The sequence below is a fragment of the Erysipelatoclostridium sp. MSK.23.31 genome, from assembly GCF_019125875.1.
Taxonomy (GTDB): Bacteria; Bacillota_I; Bacilli_A; order Erysipelotrichales; family Coprobacillaceae; genus Thomasclavelia; species Thomasclavelia ramosa.
Map to the genome: position 1 here is coordinate 1 of NZ_JAHOCB010000020.1, position 17,885 is coordinate 17,885.

General features: G+C 28.0%; 10 protein-coding genes. 7 read left to right on the forward strand and 3 right to left on the reverse strand.

The features are described from left to right. The first annotated feature begins 635 nt into the window (after positions 1 to 635). Positions 636 to 3,764: an AAA domain-containing protein gene (locus KSU54_RS10005; protein ID WP_020994264.1), complete on the forward strand. Its 3,129-nt coding sequence runs from the start codon at positions 636 to 638 to the stop codon at positions 3,762 to 3,764. A gap of 614 nt (positions 3,765 to 4,378) precedes the next feature. Here KSU54_RS10005 and KSU54_RS10010 read toward each other — a convergent pair. Then, positions 4,379 to 5,470, reverse strand: coding sequence for a hypothetical protein (locus KSU54_RS10010; protein ID WP_029480103.1), 1,092 nt, complete (start codon positions 5,468 to 5,470; stop codon positions 4,379 to 4,381). A 77-nt stretch (positions 5,471 to 5,547) separates the two neighbouring features. Further along, entirely contained in the window at positions 5,548 to 6,792 is a 1,245-nt protein-coding gene (locus tag KSU54_RS10015) for an ATP-binding protein (RefSeq protein ID WP_117792429.1), read from the reverse strand. Between the two features lie 1,554 nt (positions 6,793 to 8,346). Here KSU54_RS10015 and pnuC point away from each other — a divergent pair. The 3 genes from pnuC (at position 8,347) to KSU54_RS10030 (ending at position 10,971) form a co-directional block, all read left to right on the forward strand. After that, positions 8,347 to 9,573 carry a nicotinamide riboside transporter PnuC gene (gene pnuC / locus KSU54_RS10020; protein WP_117792431.1) on the forward strand — a complete coding sequence of 409 codons (1,227 nt, stop codon included), beginning with the start codon at positions 8,347 to 8,349 and terminating at the stop codon, positions 9,571 to 9,573. 74 nt (positions 9,574 to 9,647) lie between these two features. After that, the gene (gene efp, locus KSU54_RS10025) at positions 9,648 to 10,205 is read left to right on the forward strand and encodes an elongation factor P (RefSeq protein ID WP_008791678.1); all 558 of its coding nucleotides are present in this window, start codon (positions 9,648 to 9,650) and stop codon (positions 10,203 to 10,205) included. Between the two features lie 19 nt (positions 10,206 to 10,224). Then, complete coding sequence (locus tag KSU54_RS10030; RefSeq protein WP_117561757.1) at positions 10,225 to 10,971, forward strand: SDR family NAD(P)-dependent oxidoreductase; 747 nt, start codon at positions 10,225 to 10,227, stop codon at positions 10,969 to 10,971. Here KSU54_RS10030 and KSU54_RS10035 read toward each other — a convergent pair. Next, entirely contained in the window at positions 10,968 to 12,227 is a 1,260-nt protein-coding gene (locus tag KSU54_RS10035; RefSeq protein WP_009010078.1) for a methionine gamma-lyase family protein, read from the reverse strand. The genes KSU54_RS10030 and KSU54_RS10035 overlap by 4 nt on opposite strands. 1,485 nt (positions 12,228 to 13,712) lie before the next feature. Here KSU54_RS10035 and KSU54_RS10040 point away from each other — a divergent pair. The 3 genes from KSU54_RS10040 (at position 13,713) to KSU54_RS10050 (ending at position 17,781) form a co-directional block, all read left to right on the forward strand. Then, positions 13,713 to 15,308 carry a restriction endonuclease gene (locus tag KSU54_RS10040; protein ID WP_158561784.1) on the forward strand — a complete coding sequence of 532 codons (1,596 nt, stop codon included), beginning with the start codon at positions 13,713 to 13,715 and terminating at the stop codon, positions 15,306 to 15,308. 288 nt (positions 15,309 to 15,596) lie between these two features. Beyond that, positions 15,597 to 17,480 carry a DUF2075 domain-containing protein gene (locus tag KSU54_RS10045; RefSeq protein WP_029480090.1) on the forward strand — a complete coding sequence of 628 codons (1,884 nt, stop codon included), beginning with the start codon at positions 15,597 to 15,599 and terminating at the stop codon, positions 17,478 to 17,480. Then, positions 17,464 to 17,781: a nucleotide pyrophosphohydrolase gene (locus tag KSU54_RS10050; protein ID WP_009010081.1), complete on the forward strand. Its 318-nt coding sequence runs from the start codon at positions 17,464 to 17,466 to the stop codon at positions 17,779 to 17,781. Before KSU54_RS10045 ends, KSU54_RS10050 begins: the two co-directional genes overlap by 17 nt. Positions 17,782 to 17,885 lie beyond the last annotated feature (104 nt).

A 17,885-nucleotide genomic window follows, 5' to 3' on the forward strand; every position in this document is an offset into this window, starting at 1 on the left:
AAATATAAGAAAACTGGAGCAGGATATATTTCCCCTCCAGTTTTAGTATAGAGCCTAGGTATCCTTAATTGGATGCCTTTTTAATTTGATTAATAAATGTTAAAATAGAAATTTATTAAAGTTAACTTATTAATAAGAAAAGTAAGAGAAGAACAATTTAAATACTATATAAGCTGATAGGATACTAATTATTACTAGTTTGTAGTTTTATTGGATACTCGACTCGTCTGTTTCATCATCAATTTGTTAGATTAGCAATTACAACTTTATTATATGTAAAAGAAATAGAGAATATTTTCAACAGTTACAAAAGGAAATGGAAGAAAAATATACGAATTTAAGGGTAAAATAAATTGATTAGGGAATGCTGATATCAATATAAAATCATATATATTTACTCAGCCTTTCAAAATAGGGAAATCAGATAATTTGTTTAAGTAATATAAGTTTTAATGTTAGTTGTTAGATGGATAAATTATTATCTCCATAAAAATGATGAATGTTCTAAAAATATCCACGATTAAAACTAGTACCTTTTTGTACTACAGTTGTGTTAGAAATACAAATGGGAAAACAATTTATAGTGTGGTATAATTTATAATGTGAAAAACTATTAAAGGAGATTAATAGCCAAGATGAGTAAAAAGAGTGATGTATTGGAATCCTGGATTATGGTAGAGCATTTATCTGAAGGAGATATAAACCTAAATGATAAATCGATTATAACCTTGAGTAATCTTGGAGATGAAAACTATTATGATTTGTTTATAAGAGAAATACAGAAGAAAAAAATGAAGAAATATCAGCAAGGCGGTATAGTTGTATTTTTTGATATATTTTCATTTAAAGAAATCATCGATTTTTTAAGGAAAGAATATAATTTATTGGAAACAGAAGAGGATATAAAGGTTGGAAATAAATTTTCGTTTGCCTTATATTTTGATAAGGAACTCAAAATTCATTCAGAAATGACTTTTTTAACAGAAAGTTTTTATATCAGAAAATATAGAAAAATACCACGAGAATCAGAATTTTCATCGTTTGAACAAGAATATAGAAAGATATTTGATGAGATATTTGAATGTCCTGATGAAGTGGATTATGTGGATCATTTCAACAATGCAATAAAATTTATTATTAAAAATAATGGTATCGATATCATTAATTGTAGGATGAAAGCAATAGAAAATTTAGAAACTGATGCTACTAACCTTCATTCATTCTTTGTGGGAGATTTAGAAAAGGCAAAGACCATAGAGTCTAGTATTCTTGATGACTATATTTTGAAAAGAAGAAAAGAACGTGTCAATTTAGACAGTAGAGTCAAATCAAGTGAATTTGATTCTGAAGTATTTAGTAAAATACTACAGCCTGAAAATTATCCGACTGCTAGATTCCCAAGTAACCCAGAATATTCCCTAACATTTATGCAACAGGTGGCTGTCAATTTAGCTATTGGATATGATAATGAACGGATTCGAAGTGTAAATGGACCTCCTGGAACTGGTAAAACTACTTTATTGAAGGACATCTTTGCTGAATTTGTTGTAGAGCAATCATATGATATAGCTAGATTATCTACGAAGTATGTAAAAGGTTCAGAAGAGACTAAGTATTGGAATAATGCATCTATCGGTATTATGCCAAAGAAAATAGCTGAAAAAGGAATTGTGGTTGCAAGCTCAAATAATGGAGCAGTACAAAATATTGTTAATGAATTACCACTTTTAACAGGAATAGACAAAGAGTTTTCAAGAGCACTTATCGAAGTTGACTATTTTAAAATTATTGCAAATTCAAATGTTTCATCAAAATGGGTTGAAGATGAAAACGGTACTAAGCATGAGGAATTAGTAAGTGAAGAAAATAAAGAAAATAATAAATTCTGGGGACTATTTTCACTTGAAGGTGGAAGAAAAGAGAACATGGATTACATTGTAAAAGTATTAAAACATGTTGTATCTTATTTGGAAAAAGAGTATGAACCGGATGAAGAGATTTATCAAAAGTTTATGAATCAATATAAGGATGTATGTCTGTATAGAGAAGAACGACAAAAGATATCAGAAACAATAAACAAACTAAATAAGTTACTGGTTGAAATTGGTACACAACACGACTTATATGTTAGAGAATCAGCTAATAGAAAGAAGGAAATTGAAAAAGAAAAAGCTAGTACATTAAAAATCACGATAGATATTCAAGATAAAATAGAAACTTTAAAAGATTCATTGCAAGAACTTTCCAATCTGCAGTTTAAGCAATATGAAGAGCGGGAGTGTATTAATCAGTGTATTGATGCCTTAAAATTGCAAAAACCGGGTATTTTTTCTTCGCTAAAGCGTAAAAGAGAATATAAAGAGAAATGTAAGTTATACTCTAATCAACTTCAAAAAATAATTTTGGGTGAACATTCGTATAAAGCACAAATAATGGAACATGAAAATAAAATCAAGTCTTTACTAGATACAAAAAGTAAGAAAGAAACAGAACTTAAATGCAAGATAGAATTGTTTGATAAATTGACTCAAAAAGCAAAAGACGATATAACATATATGGAAAAACAAGCAGAAGAACTCAAAAAGAGTATTGATGAGAAGAATATTAATAAACTCGATTTTACGATTGATTATGAAACTTTGCAATTAAGCAATCCTTGGTTTGACACTGAATATCGAAACCTTCAGTCAGAGTTATTTATATCTGCTTTGAAGGTAAGAAAACAATTTTTATATGATAATGTTAAAAATATAAAAGCAGCATATATAATATGGAATAAGCAAAGAGATTATTTATGTCATAAAATGGTGATTTCAGAGGCTTGGAATTGGATCAATATGGTTATTCCAGTTATTAGTTCTACATTTGCTAGTTTTTCAAGAATGTGTTTTCATATGGGCGAAAAAACAATAGGTCACTTGTTTATTGATGAAGCCGGGCAAGCCCTTCCACAAGCAGGTGTGGGTGCAATTTTTAGAAGTAGAAATGTTATGGTGGTAGGAGATCCTTCTCAAATAGAACCAGTACTCACTTTGGATTCTAGTTTGCTTGATATGTTGGGAGAGTATTATGGGGTATCTAAGTTTTTTTTATCAAGTAATGCTTCTGTTCAAACATTAGTAGATGAAATTAGTAAGTATGGATTTTATAAAGATAATACTAGAGAAGAATGGATAGGAATACCATTATGGGTACATAGACGATGTAAATATCCTATGTTTGATATTGCAAACAAAATTTCTTATGGCGGAAATATGGTCCAAGCAGAAAAGAAAAATGGAAAATCTGAATGGTTTGATATTTGTGGTAGTGCAGTTGATAAATATGTTGAAGAACAAGGAAAATTTTTAAGAGAGAAGATTCAAAAAATGATTTTTCAAAATGCAGATATTATTGATAAAGAAAAAAAAGACATAATTTATGTTATTACACCATTTAAAAATGTTGCATATCATTTATCACAGGAACTTAGAAAGATAGGATTTACACGTTATGATGAAAAAGGAAAACCTACAAATGTGGGTACTGTACATACTTTCCAAGGAAAAGAGGCACCTATCGTCTTTTTAGTATTAGGAGCAGATGAAACAAGTAAAGGTGCAGCTAATTGGGCAATGGGGACTGAAAATCCAAATATTATGAATGTTGCTGCAACACGTGCAAAAGAGGAATTCTATATTATTGGTAATAAGAAATTATATTTAGGATTAAAAAGTGATGTTATTAATGATACAAATGAGGTCATTAATAAGTTTAATAAATAGTACAATAGGGCTTCTAGAGTTTAGCCAATAAGATTTAACTAGAATGCATTATATGGTAATTGTAGGCTTAGGAGATTAAAGGCAAAAGAACAAAGGATAGAAATGTATCATTACTATAATTTAATTGATTTATCTAAATTATGAGAGGGAAAAATATGTTTTAAATATATCTAATAATATTACTTTGATAAATTCCAATTTGTGGAGATAATATTTATTACTATTGACCTTAAAATAACCTTATTTTATTAAAAACAATATGAATACAGAGAAAATGGTGTAATACATGAAATAAGTAATAAATACTAATTTAAGTAGATTAGTAAAATAATATCAATTCATGGAATTCAAATAAAGAATAGTAGTAAATGGCTTATTGGTGTTCTAGAAATAGAGCACTTTTTTATAGTTCAAAGTAGTTAACTTAATAAAAAGGATAACTTACTCATTGCATTGCAATAATAGTTCATATTATGTGAAAAAAATCACGTTTTCAAAAGCTTTTTACTCAAAGTTGATTTTTATTTTAAAAGTTTTACATTTTCAAACATTCACATTAAAAAGACTTGATTTTATAGTTTGATTTTTGTTAAAAAAGTAGTAGTTTAAGCTACTTACTTTAATTTGGAAATATCGAGTAAAAGAAAATTTGGAATTGCTTTAGCTTTTGCATAACTATACTTTTCAGCCAACAATTTCATGGGCTTGACATTATCCGTATCATTTGTCCCAATAACTGCATTTGACGATAATTTTGCAACATCATTTAATTCTTTATTATCTAAAATATCATGAGGTAAATAAGGACTTAAGAAGAAATTTTCAGAGTATGCGATAATTAGGAAGTTTATGATTTCTAGCTTTTCTTCTTCATTCATTTTTCTGAATTCCTTATAAAATTTTCTATATCTACTTGCATCTTTATTGTGAACAAACATTATGATTGCAGTAGATGATTCTAATGGAAAAACGCATATATGCAAGTCCTTAGTATGATAATTAGGTTCAAAATTGTAAATATTATTAATGATTTCATTATCAAAACTATTAATTAAAGCAATTTTGTCTTGAAAAGCGATTGGCACAGTATAGTCAAGTTTTTTATAATATATTAAAAAATAATCACTCCAATCTTTTTCCAAATTTCTCTTTGCTTTTTTATACCCATCATAATATTCCTCATAATCTAAATATTCAGCTTCCATTAATTGCATTATATAATCAACATTTAGACCAGTTTTTTTAAACATTTCCATTTCAACAAATTTTTTATTAATTGCTAAAAGATAACTTTTTAGTGCGATTTGAGATAGCATCTTTTGACTCGGACTTTGAGAAGTATCATAATTTTCAGGATTTTCATAGTCTGCAAAAATAGTATTATCACAATTTTTACAAATAATTTGAAAAGTGCCTGTTTTTTGTAAACCACTTTGCTTATCTTGAAAAGGTATTTCTATGAAATTATTTAGATTAACTAAATTTCCATTTTTAGCAATATTTCTTAATGTAAATGCAGGAACGGAATGGGAGTTGCAAAAGCTACTTACTTCTTTTTTGCAATGAAAACATTTATTTCTTTTAGCAGCACTCCTGCTTTCTTTCATAAATTTACTAATCTTTTTGCGATTTTCAACTGTTACCTTTTTTTCATCTATCGAAGAAAACTCAAACAAACTTCTCATTTCATCTTCTATATCATTCATTTTAGTACCTCCATTAAATAAATACCATTTCAAATAAATTATAAACTCATTACTTTTTAGTTTGTAAGTGGTTACATCTAATAATTTATATTACCTGTATCTCCAATTCTCAAGCCACTGAACCATTGTTTTCCAAGTTTATAGACAATAACTGTATTAACATTTTTTGCATAGTCTGGGAACATTTCATCTATATTTTGATTTACTACATCTTCTTTAAACTCATTAATATGTGTTTTAGTATAGCCTATAAAGTCAACGTGCTCTTGTTTAGATTTAAATACGGGAATAACCGCTAGAGCTTTATCGTAACTTAGGTCCTTATCTTGATAACATTGTTTATCAAAAAAAAGATTAAAAGCAAGATATTCAATACTGTCTTGTATATAGGCATAATATTTAATAGAATCACCAATGTCATTAAGAGATATACCAAATTCATTATCCCAATATGTATTAGGCTCTATTTGATAATAAGATTGTCTTGTGGATTGAACACCATAAAGAGAAATATCTAAAACTCTACCATTTAAAAAAATATCCCACTTCGCTCTTCTGCCTATTTCTCCCTCGCCAATATTCCAATTAAACACATTAGCAAATAAATATGGAAAATCCATCACCCATATTTGTGTTTCTGATTTATCTTTTCCTATATTTACTTCCAAGTTATAATTATGATCTTGTTTAATTACAATATCTCCATATTCGCTGTTATGAAAAGTCTCATATTCATCAGTTGAATACCAATGATTTTTGTTTTTTAAACGTTTAGTTACTTTATCACTATCTGTGCCTACCAATCCGAATCGTTTTTTCCACAAAAACTCAGTTGCTTGTTTTGTTGCACATTCTGCTGAACTTGTATTTCTATCCTCAACTCTACTATAAATAACTTCTGCATGGACTATGGTTTTATCCTTTCCGGGAGTGTTTTTTACATAGTCTTTCAGTAAATAATAGGGTGTAACATTACTATTATGAATAATTAAAACATCAATTTCTTTTCCGTAGATTTGTATGTTTTTTACTTCTATATCAGGAATTTCTTCACCAGACCAGATTTGAGAGTTAAGAAAACCAATGATATTTTCTTGGTTTTTACGATTAATATCATCTATAACACCAGTAATCTTGAATGTCTTATCTTCAATACCAAAAATTATATATCCATCCTGCATATCAACAGTTGTGTTGTTCGCCATGCAAATAATATCTTTAAGTAAATCTGAATTATTATTATGCCAATTTTGTTTAAAATCCCAATAACTGCCTTCTGAATGTTTTTTGATAAATGATTCCACTATATATTGTAATTCCATCTCTTTCTCCTAGCCTATTTTATATGTATTATTGCAATTTGTATAAATTTATTATAGCAGTTTTGACATTGAAGCAGAAGAATTAATATATTATTTTATATTCTTTGCTTTTTTTAATCTTGTTACATGTAAGGAAATCATATAATTTAATATTCGCTGTTGATTATATAAATATGTGGGATAATATATCTATTGATTTATATAATTATTACTTATATAGAAACCAGAAATTGCTATGCAAGAAGATTGAATTTCTAAAATTTTTAGATCTTATTCATGGAGTAACGATGCACTTGTTGTATTAATCCTATTTTGTAGTTTTGTTTTTACACATAAAAATCACATAATATTCTGATACTAATTTGATATCGCTAACTTGTATAATCAGTAGAGTTAGTATAAAGTAAAGTTGAAAAAAGATATGTATATTATACGAATCAAACAAATGTGTTTAGTATAATTAATCTAATGAAGAGTTTGAGTAGTACGAAAGCGTATCATTTATTTTATATGGCAGGTAGTCTATATGATTGCCTGTTATAAATTATTTATTTTGTAATGTTTTATTTATATCTATACCGTTAGTTGGATTTTGTAAATCATCTCAACAAACAAAACAAATAGTTCCTATAATTATTACTAATGTTAGCCCAATAACCATGTTTAACCATGGATGACGCTTAGAAAAAGCATCTTTAACGTTTACCACTTTTTTATCCTTGTATTTTCCAGCCACCCAACATACAAATATGCTTATCAATGAACCCGCAAAAAACATATTAGTATATAATAATAAATGTGTCTTTTTATACTCATTATTGTTTAAACAAAAAATCAAGATTATAAGTAGGTGTCATAAATTGTATAATGAGATTTACAAATTAAAATTTATGAGATAATATTCATTATTATTGACCTTAAAATGACCTTGTTTTATTGAAAACAACAAAAATATTATGAAAATTGTGTAATAGATAAAATAAGTGATAAATATTAATCTAAGTAGATTAGTAAAAAGATATGAATTCATGGAGTTTGAATAGTAAATAGAATGTAAAAAGCCTTTAGATGATATGATGCCCCAGTAAACATTGTAAATAATTAAACACTGACTATAGGAGGTTTTTACTTACTATAGGTAGAAAATTACAATATTCAAAAGAAATAAAAATATGTACTGTAAAACGTTATTTGTCAGATTTTTATTTGAATAACATAGATGATTCCAAAAGCTATTTTGAAAATTGAAAAAATGAAGATATTTACTTGACAGGATGGTTGCGAAGATATTTTTCAAAAGTCAGAAGTAAATTTGAAATTGGTGAATTAGATAATAGTTTAAGAAGAAAAGAATTTTTTATAAAAGAAAATTTTCAAGAATAAATAGATGTAAATTATAAAAGTCAAGTTCTTTGGTTACAAAGAATATTGACTTTTTTAATACACTATATTATTTTGTGCTTACTATTTATAAAAAAGTATTTCATATTTATAAAAATATATTATAATGTAAAAGCATTAAAAATGTAAATATATAGGGGAAGAAGGTTTGATATGATTAAATTTTTTAAAGTAAACATAGAACCTAAAAAAAGGTTGAGAATGATAGAAGTAATATTTTCAATAGGATTATGTATTGCTTCAATTATATCAATTGGATATGGCTTGTTTGATATTAATGCTAATATTGAAGATATACAGTTTAAACAAAGTATCCAGATGACAAGAGATACTGACTTAGAAGACTACAGTGAAGATAACACGATTTGTGATGTTACCTATATAAATGGTGACAAGCAGCTAATTGTATCTTATTCATATGAAGACTATGTTAAATTAGATGATAAGACAATTACAGCATATGAATACGAAACAAAAAATGGGACAAAATTATATTTTGATCACCAAAATATAAACGATCAAGAAGTACAGTATGCCTACAAACAAGTAAGAGCTAATGAATTAGCCTCATTATTTAACTTTGGGATTGCTTCTTTAATCTTGATGTTATCCATTTTAATTATGATGTTATTTGCAAAACAATTTACAACCTATGAAAAATCATGGTTTATTTCGATCATGGTTCTAGCAACGATTTTTTCCGTAGTTTTCCCAGAAGAAAGTGCTAATGGGGTAAATGGAATTATCATTATGTTACTTTATTTATTGGATACATTCTTAAATATTCTTTGTGAATTATTGATTTCTAAACAATCACGATATAATTTTCTTGTGTCGATATTAGTTGAAATTGTTGAAATTGCTATATGTGTAGTATTAATGTATCGATTTGCTACAATGGCAACAACATTATTTTTCTGGCTGCCAATTGATATTATTAGTTACATAAATTGGTCAAAACATAAAGATGATGAAGAAAATGAATTAACAGTAGTAAGAAAACTAAGAGGATACCAGGAAGTTTTAGTTATCATCGGAATCATTGTTTGGACGTTTGTAATTGGATATCTTATTAGTGGTTTAAATATTGCCACGGATTTCTACAACAATGAATTATTAGAAACATTCATTATCTATATTGATGCTTGTGCCTCAGCAGTAGGGATTGCAAATGGTTTATTTATTTTCTTTAGGTTGCAAGAGCAGTGGATTGCATGGTATATTTGTGCATTTCTTGAAGCCGTTATAAATATTATTTCGGGACAATATGTTTTATTAGTTCTAAAACTAGGCTATTTTACTAATACAACATATGGTTATATCAAGTGGAGCAGATATATTAAGGAACATACAACAGAGAAACAATCACAAATATCATAATGTGTCTTGAGGAATGATGTTAAAATTGATAGAATAAAGTATATATTAATATGAGCAAGATTAGGAGTGAAAATATGGCTATATTAGCAGGTGATTTTAAAACAGGATTAACTTTGATTGTTGATGGTGATCCTTGTCAAGTTATGGATTTTCAACATGTAAAACCAGGTAAAGGAGCAGCCATCTTAAAAACAAAGATGAGAAACTTAAAAACTGGAGCGATTCAAGAAAGAAACTTTAATGCTTCGACTAAGTTTGAAGCAGCAAATATTTCAAGAAAAGATGCGCAATATTCATATGAAGCAGATGCTACTTTTTATTTTATGGATCTAGAAACATATGAAACATATGAATTGGCAGAGGATCAAGTAGGGGACAATAAATATTATATTATTGAAGGTTCAACTGTTTCATTAATGTTCTTTGACGGGTTATTGTTATCAGTATCTGTTCCTGAAAAAGTAGAATTAACGGTGGTTGAAACGGATCCAGCCATCAAGGGTGCACCATCTAACCAGACAAAAGATGCCGTTACTGATACAGGGTTAACATTACGGGTTCCTCAGTTCATTGATACTGGAGAAAAAATCGTTGTGTTTACAACTGATGGAAAGTATGCTGGAAGAGCTTAATAAGCTCTTTTTTAAAATTATGAATAAAATTGTATTGATTACTGGGGGAGCTAAAGGAATTGGCAAAGCAATTGCTTTAGAATTGGCAAAACAAGGATATGATATTGTAATTAATTATTTAACATCTAAAAAAGAAGCTGAGGCATTAAAAAATATGATTATTGATGATTATGGAGTACGTTGTTTGGCTATTGCAGGAGATGTTTCTAAGGAAGATAAAGTAGATGAAATGGTATCTTTGATTGAGTCAAAACTTGGTGGTGTTGATATTTTGATCAATAATGCAGCCGTAGATTTATCAAATTTATTTCATTTAAAAAATGCTGAAGAATTTAGAAAAACATTAGATGTAAATGTAGTAGGAGCATTTAATTGCAGTAAACGTGTTTATCGCCATATGATCGATCAAGAATATGGGAAAATCATTAATATTGCTTCGACCAATGGCATTAATACCTATTATCCGATGTGTATTGATTATGATGCATCTAAAGCTGCATTGATTTCTATGACACATAATCTTGCCTTTGAATTTGCACCTTTTGTTAATGTAAACTGCATTGCTCCAGGTTTCATTGGTACGGAAAATGAACTGAATGGTTATGATGAGCAATTTTTAAAAGAAGAAGTTGAAAAAATCATGGTCAATCGCTATGGTGATCCTCAAGAAGTAGCTTATTTAGTAAAGTTTTTAGTAAGCAAAGAAGCTGATTTTATTAATAATACCGTAATTCGAATTGATGGTGGACAAAAAGGAAGTTGCTAATTCAACTTCCTTTTCATATTTGATAATGCTAATAAAATAGATAATTTTCCATACTCAAAAGTTAAACCGCCTTGCAGATATAAGGTATATGGTTCAATAACTGGGGCATCAGCACTTAATTCAATCGTACTGCCTTGAGTAAAGCTGCCGGCAGCCATAACTTCATCAAAAGGATACCCTGGCATTGGAGCTGGTAAAACATGGACAAATGAATCAATCGGACTAGTTTGTTGAATGCCTTGAGTAAAGCTTACTAAATTCTCCTTAGATTTAAGTTCTAATGTTTGAATAATGTCAGTCCGTGGTTCATCATAGCGAGGAGATACGTTTGAATATTCTAGTTTTTCCAACATATAAGCTGTAAATATAGCAGTTTTTAATGCGTTTTTTACAGCATTGGGTGCCATAAAAATTCCTTTAAAAAAAGCATTGTTTAAATTGAAATTAGCCCCTAAATCTTTTCCAATTCCTGGAGCTGTTAATCTTTCCGCTACCATATAAACTAAATTTTGATTACCGGCTACATATCCTCCAGTTGGAGCAATCCCGCCACCAAGATTCTTCATTAAAGATCCGACAACAATATCAGCACCAACATGCCCGGGTTCTTTGGTTTCTACCAACTCGCCATAACAATTATCTACCATAATAATTACTTCATCATTTACTTCACGAATCTTTTTAATGATCCGTTCAATCTTTGCTATCGATAATGACTTACGATGCGAATAACCCCTAGATCTTTGAATTTCAACTAATTTAATATTCTTTTCTTTTAAGCGTTCAATAATCATTTGATCATCAAAATCGTCATTAATTAATTCAATTTGTTCATACTTCACTCCGGCAGCTTTTAGCGACTGACTTGAATCTCCGCTTATCCCAATCATTTCCTGAAGCGAATCGTAAGGAGCACCAGACAATGAAATCATTGTATCACCATGTTTCAATAAGGCTGAAAGAGTTATGTATAAGGCATTTGTTCCGCTCATAATTTGAGGCCGTACTAATGCATCCTCACAACCAAGAACCGTTGCAAAAATCTTTTCAATCTTATTTCTTCCCTCATCATAGTTTCCATAACCGTTGATATCACTAAAATCTGAGTAAGAGACTTTGTTTTCAATAAAAGCAGATAAGATTCGATTAGAATTTGTTAGACAAATAGAGTCGATCTTTTCGTAGATATCATGTAAAACTGTATCAGATTCTTTAGCTAAAGTAAGTAGATCCGGATTTATTTGTTCAAGTATCATAAAAAACCTCCTATAAATAATACATTGTTTATTATACACATTTTTTGATTAATTGCATTGGTATAATATCTATTAACTATAATCTATCTATCATTGAGTGCTCATATTAATGAGCAACAAATGATGACTGATGAATTTTTTCTACCCATTAATATTTATAAATTAGATGATGAGTTGAAAATTTAATCAAATTAAACACCATGGACGCTCTTAATTGAGCTCTCTAAAAAATTGCGGGATAAAAATTAAATAGCTTTAAATACTTACGGGGTCAATGCTTTAAATTGACTTTATTAGATTTTGAAATATGGATTATTATTGAAAATTTATAAATTAAGAGAAGTAGCGCTTATATCTTAATTTAAAAAGATTAGTAAATTTGTATGAATTTGACGAGTTCGAATAAGAATATGATAGATATGCGCTTTAAAATATTGATTACAAATTATTAAAACGATATTGAATGGTACTAGCTTGTGATATCAAGTTATTATCAATAATTTGCATAATAATTGTGCTTAGCTTAGCAAAGCAAACCCTTTGTAAAATTTATAGAAGAAGTTGAGGTTAAAAAGTTCAATGAGATATATTTTGAAAATTATTTTTTGATGCAATAAAAGTCAATTTTCGAAAGCCTTCATTTTATATTTGATTATTATTGTTTTGTACATTATGAGTATAAGTTTTCATTATATAGAAAGTAATTATTTATATTATATTGATATGAATAAAAGAGTAGATTTACTTAAAAAAATATCTAGTTTAGATTTTAATTTATTAAAATCTAAAGATATAACTAAGAGAGAGTATGATGATATTTTGGATAAGATGAAAAATCATCACAGTGATAGTTGAGAAGTCATAGATAATAATATAAAATCCATATCTGGTCCGTTTCTACCATTTTTAGTAATGCTATTTGTTCCGTTTATGAATACTTTCAAGAGTAATGCTCAAAAGGTAGGAGCTATTATTATGATGCTAATTATTTCTATAATATTTGGTTTTTAGGTATGATTATCCCACCATTGCCTATTAGATAGTTAAATTATGTGATACTAATATCTATAGAAATAGTTTTATATTTTTTAGAATATTTTGAGTGCTTAATTTTTAATAGTCATTTAGAATAATATTGAAATATAAATATATAGATAAAAGAAATATGATTACAAAAGAGTGACTGTCTAAACTAATAAGACAAGTTGGTAAAAATATTTATTTTTTAAGCAATGAGAACATATGTGGTATATAATAAAAAATGATATATTCTATAACTACAATGATAAGTTGTATTAAATAAAGGTTATTAGAAGTATTTTTTGTAAAAAGAGAATATTGAGTATAGAAAATTTGATGGACTTATAGTCCTAAGAGCTGCCATATGTAAATCAGATACATCTGTTTTTTATGAAATAGGATACAAAATTAATGTGCTATTATTATGATGAAGATTTAAAATTTTTTAAGGATGGTGATGAAATTATGAAAGAAGTAATCGTTTCAGCAGGATTAGTATACATATATCTTAATGGATATTTAGAAAATGAAAGGCTGCATATTCAATCCATTGATACTTATAGCTGTTTAGAAAATGGCTTTTATCAACGTGTAATAGAGGCTTCAACAATAGCTAATGAAGTTGATGAAATAGTACATATTTTTGCTGTTGTTGGAGTTAAAGAAAAAGCAAATCAAATATATTCTATGATAGAGAAAAGATTAAAGAATAATTTTAATAATATTATAGCTGGGAAAAATATTAAAAAATCTTCGAAAATGCTAGATAAAACAGGTAATGTTTTTTTTCGCTGTGTTCAAGAGTTTTTTTGTGAACAATTAGATCATTTTCCTAAACAAGTTAATTACGATTTTAACGATTTTACTATCAAAGGAATTTGTTCTAGCCGCTTACCGGATTATGTAGGAGATTCTATTACGAATGAAATTATTTATATATGGCTAGAACGCGAGAAACCAATGTTGTGTGGTAGACAATTGATGATAAGATCTTTCTTTGTGCGTGATTTTATTGGGAGAAAAGTTATAGCCTCACTTCCTAACAAAGAGAATGAATCATGGCGATTCATTTTTGAAGGGGGTCATCAGATTTCAATGAATGAGAAATTTTCTTATTTAAAAGAAACATTACATCCAGATGATTTAGGTGGATTCTGTTCATCAAATATACAAAGTATATTAATGAACCCAATTTATGCATATGGTCAATGGTTTCAACCAAATGATGTTTGCGAAGAATGGCATAAAGTGTTTCTTTATCTATGTGCTATTTCAGATAATGAGTGGAATGAAGTAAGTATCTCCAAAATATATGATAAGTTTTTAGATTTTCTTCGAAAAAATATATGTATTACAATGGAGGCTCCTTCTTTAATTTCTAAAAGTGAATATTACAAAATATTATTGATTCATATTATAAATTTCCGTAGTTTCCTTAAAGGAGAAGATGAGCCAGTACTTTCTAAAGATTTGCTCCAAACAATGAACTCAAGGTATGTATATTTGCCATATCTGTGGGAATTGATTCCCCCAAATACATATAAAAATAGATTTTCAGCTAATAATTTTAAAAAGCAAATAAATGAAGCTATGAAAGAAAATGATTCTTATATAAAAGGAATTCTTTGGGAAAATGCTATAGCATATGTGTTAAACAATATAGAAGGTTTAAAAATCACTGGTAGAAGAATTCGGACATGTAATCAAGAAATAGATATCAGTCTTGTAAATATATCATTAGATGATCAACTTTGGCAATTGGGAGCATATATCTTGGTTGAATGCAAAAATTGGAGTTCGCGTGTAGGCGTACACCAAATTAGAAATATCGCACATATTTCTAATTTGAAAGGAAATAGAACAGCAATTTTATTTGCCTCAAACGGGATAACTAGCGATGCACAAAGAGAAATCTATCGATTGGCAATTGAAGGTTGTTTTATTGTTTGCGTTACTGTTGACGATCTTCTTCAAATGACAAGTGCTAAAGAGTGCAAAATACTTATTTTAGATAAGTGGAATCTTTTACAAGAAAATGTAGAATCAACTACGATATTATAATTATAGTATAAATAATTTCCATTTGTTGTCTATTTTTACTAAACTATAAAAATAGTGGTTAATTTTAGTGAAATCAATATTTAAATAAGATAATAATATAAAAGATATATGTGTTAATTCATACAGTTTCATAAATAATGGATGATTCTAATTAATGTATTATTTGAAGCTGCATATTATTTTTGGAGTTTATTAATATCAATGAAAATTAACATATAATTTTGTTTTCATTAATTTATTGATATTATGTTATACTTAAATAAATAGTTTTTAATTTGGGGTGAAGTTATGATAGTATATCAAGAAACAAAAGAACAATTTCTATTAGATGTATATAATGATAAAATAGATGAAAAAATAGAAAAATTAGTATTTGAAAGATTGAATAGAAGAACAGGCTATAGCGAATACCAAACATGGATGAATTCAATGCAATACATGTATAAAGTATTGGAAAATAAAGCTATACCATCAAATAGTATTGTTGCAATAGAGTACAAAGTACCTAATTCTAATAAAAGAATTGATTTTATTGTCAGTGGTGAAGATGAACAAGGTAGAGAAAGTGCTATAATTATTGAATTAAAACAATGGCAAAGTTTAAATAAGATTGAAAATATGGATGGATTAGTAGAAACGAAATTAAATGGTCATTTAACACCAGTAGCTCATCCATCATATCAGGCATGGTCATATGTTAGTTTAATTGAAGATTATAATGAAGATGTAAGAAAATATAAAATTAATTTGCAGCCATGTGCTTATTTACATAACTATCGAAAGAAAGAATATGATGATTTAGTAGACTTATGTTATGAATATTATTTAGATAAAGCCCCTGTTTTTACCCGTGGTGATACTAAAAAATTAGCAATGTTTATTGCTAGATATGTAAAAAAGGGCAATCCTGATGTAATGTATCATATTGATAGTGGTAAAATTAAGCCGAGTAAATCACTACAGGATAGTTTAACTAATATGTTAAAGGGTAAACCAGAGTTTACCTTGTTAGATGAACAAAAAGTTACTTATGAAAAAGCTCTTGCTATTGCTAAAGAAAATTCTGCTAGAAAACAAGTTTATATTATTCATGGTGGTCCTGGAACTGGTAAAACAGTTATCGCAGTTAATATGTTAGTTGAATTGATCAATCGAGATAAAAATACTATTTATGTAACTAAAAATTCTGCACCTCGTGAAGTATATCAAAAGAAACTAACTGATGGTGGATATAAAAAGGTTTATATTAATAATTTATTTAAAGGTTCAGGTGTTTTTATAAATGCGAATGAAAATGATTTTGATTGTATAATAGTTGATGAGTCACATCGCTTAAATGCAAAATCTGGAATGTATCAAAATAATGGAGAAAATCAAATTAAGGAGATTATTAATGCTGCCAAGTTTTCAATTTTCTTTGTTGATGATCATCAAATTGTAACAACCAGTGATATTGGTTCAAGTAAAGAAATAAAAAAATGGTGTAAATATTATAATGCTATTGTTTATGAGGATAAGCTGACTTCGCAATTTAGATGTAATGGCAGTGATGCTTATTTATCGTGGGTAGATAATGTTTTAGAGATAGAAGACACTGCAAATGATGAACTGGATATTGATTATGATGTTAGAATCTTTGATGATCCTTTAGCATTAAAAAAAGCTATTTTCGAAAAGAATAAAATTGCTAATAAATCAAGAATGTTAGCGGGCTATTGTTGGAAATGGCAAAAAAATGGTAGAAATAGATCAGATGTTCACGATATTGAAATTGGAGACTTTTCGATGTCATGGAATTTTGCATCAACTAAAACTTGGGCAATTGATGAGGAATCTATAAACGAAGTAGGGTGTATCCACACAAGTCAAGGATTGGAATTTGATTATGTAGGAGTCATTATTGGAGATGATTTACGTTATGAAAATGGCAAGATTATTACAGATTTTTTTAAACGGGCACCTACGGATAGATCAATTCGTGGTTTAAAAGGTCAATATAAAAATGATAAAGAAAGTGCTCTAAAATTAGCAGATGAAATTATAAAGAATACATATAGAACACTTCTTACTAGGGGACAAAAAGGATGCTATATATATTGTACAAACAAAGAATTAAATGAATATCTAAAATTAAAACTTAAAAGAGGTAAAGAGAATGTTAGAAAAAGTTAGAGAAGAGATAATTAAGTTTAATCAGGATAGGGATTGGGATCAATTTCATTCTCCAGAGAATTTAGCGAAAAGTATTGCAATTGAATCAGGTGAATTATTAGAGTGTTTTCAATGGGATAATAGCTTTAATAAGCAAGATGTATGTGATGAATTGGCTGATGTGGTAAATTATTGTATTTTGATGGCTGATAAGTTAGATGTTGATTTGGAAGATATAGTATTAAAGAAATTGAAAAAGACTGAAAAGAAATATCCTGTTGAAAAAGCTAAAGGAAATAGTAAAAAATATAATCAATTATAAGCTTTGTATATATAATAAAGTGTTGTATAAATATGCTGTTTTATATTAAAAGATATCAATAAATTTTGATATGAGGAATTTAAAGAGTATTAAAATCGTTACTT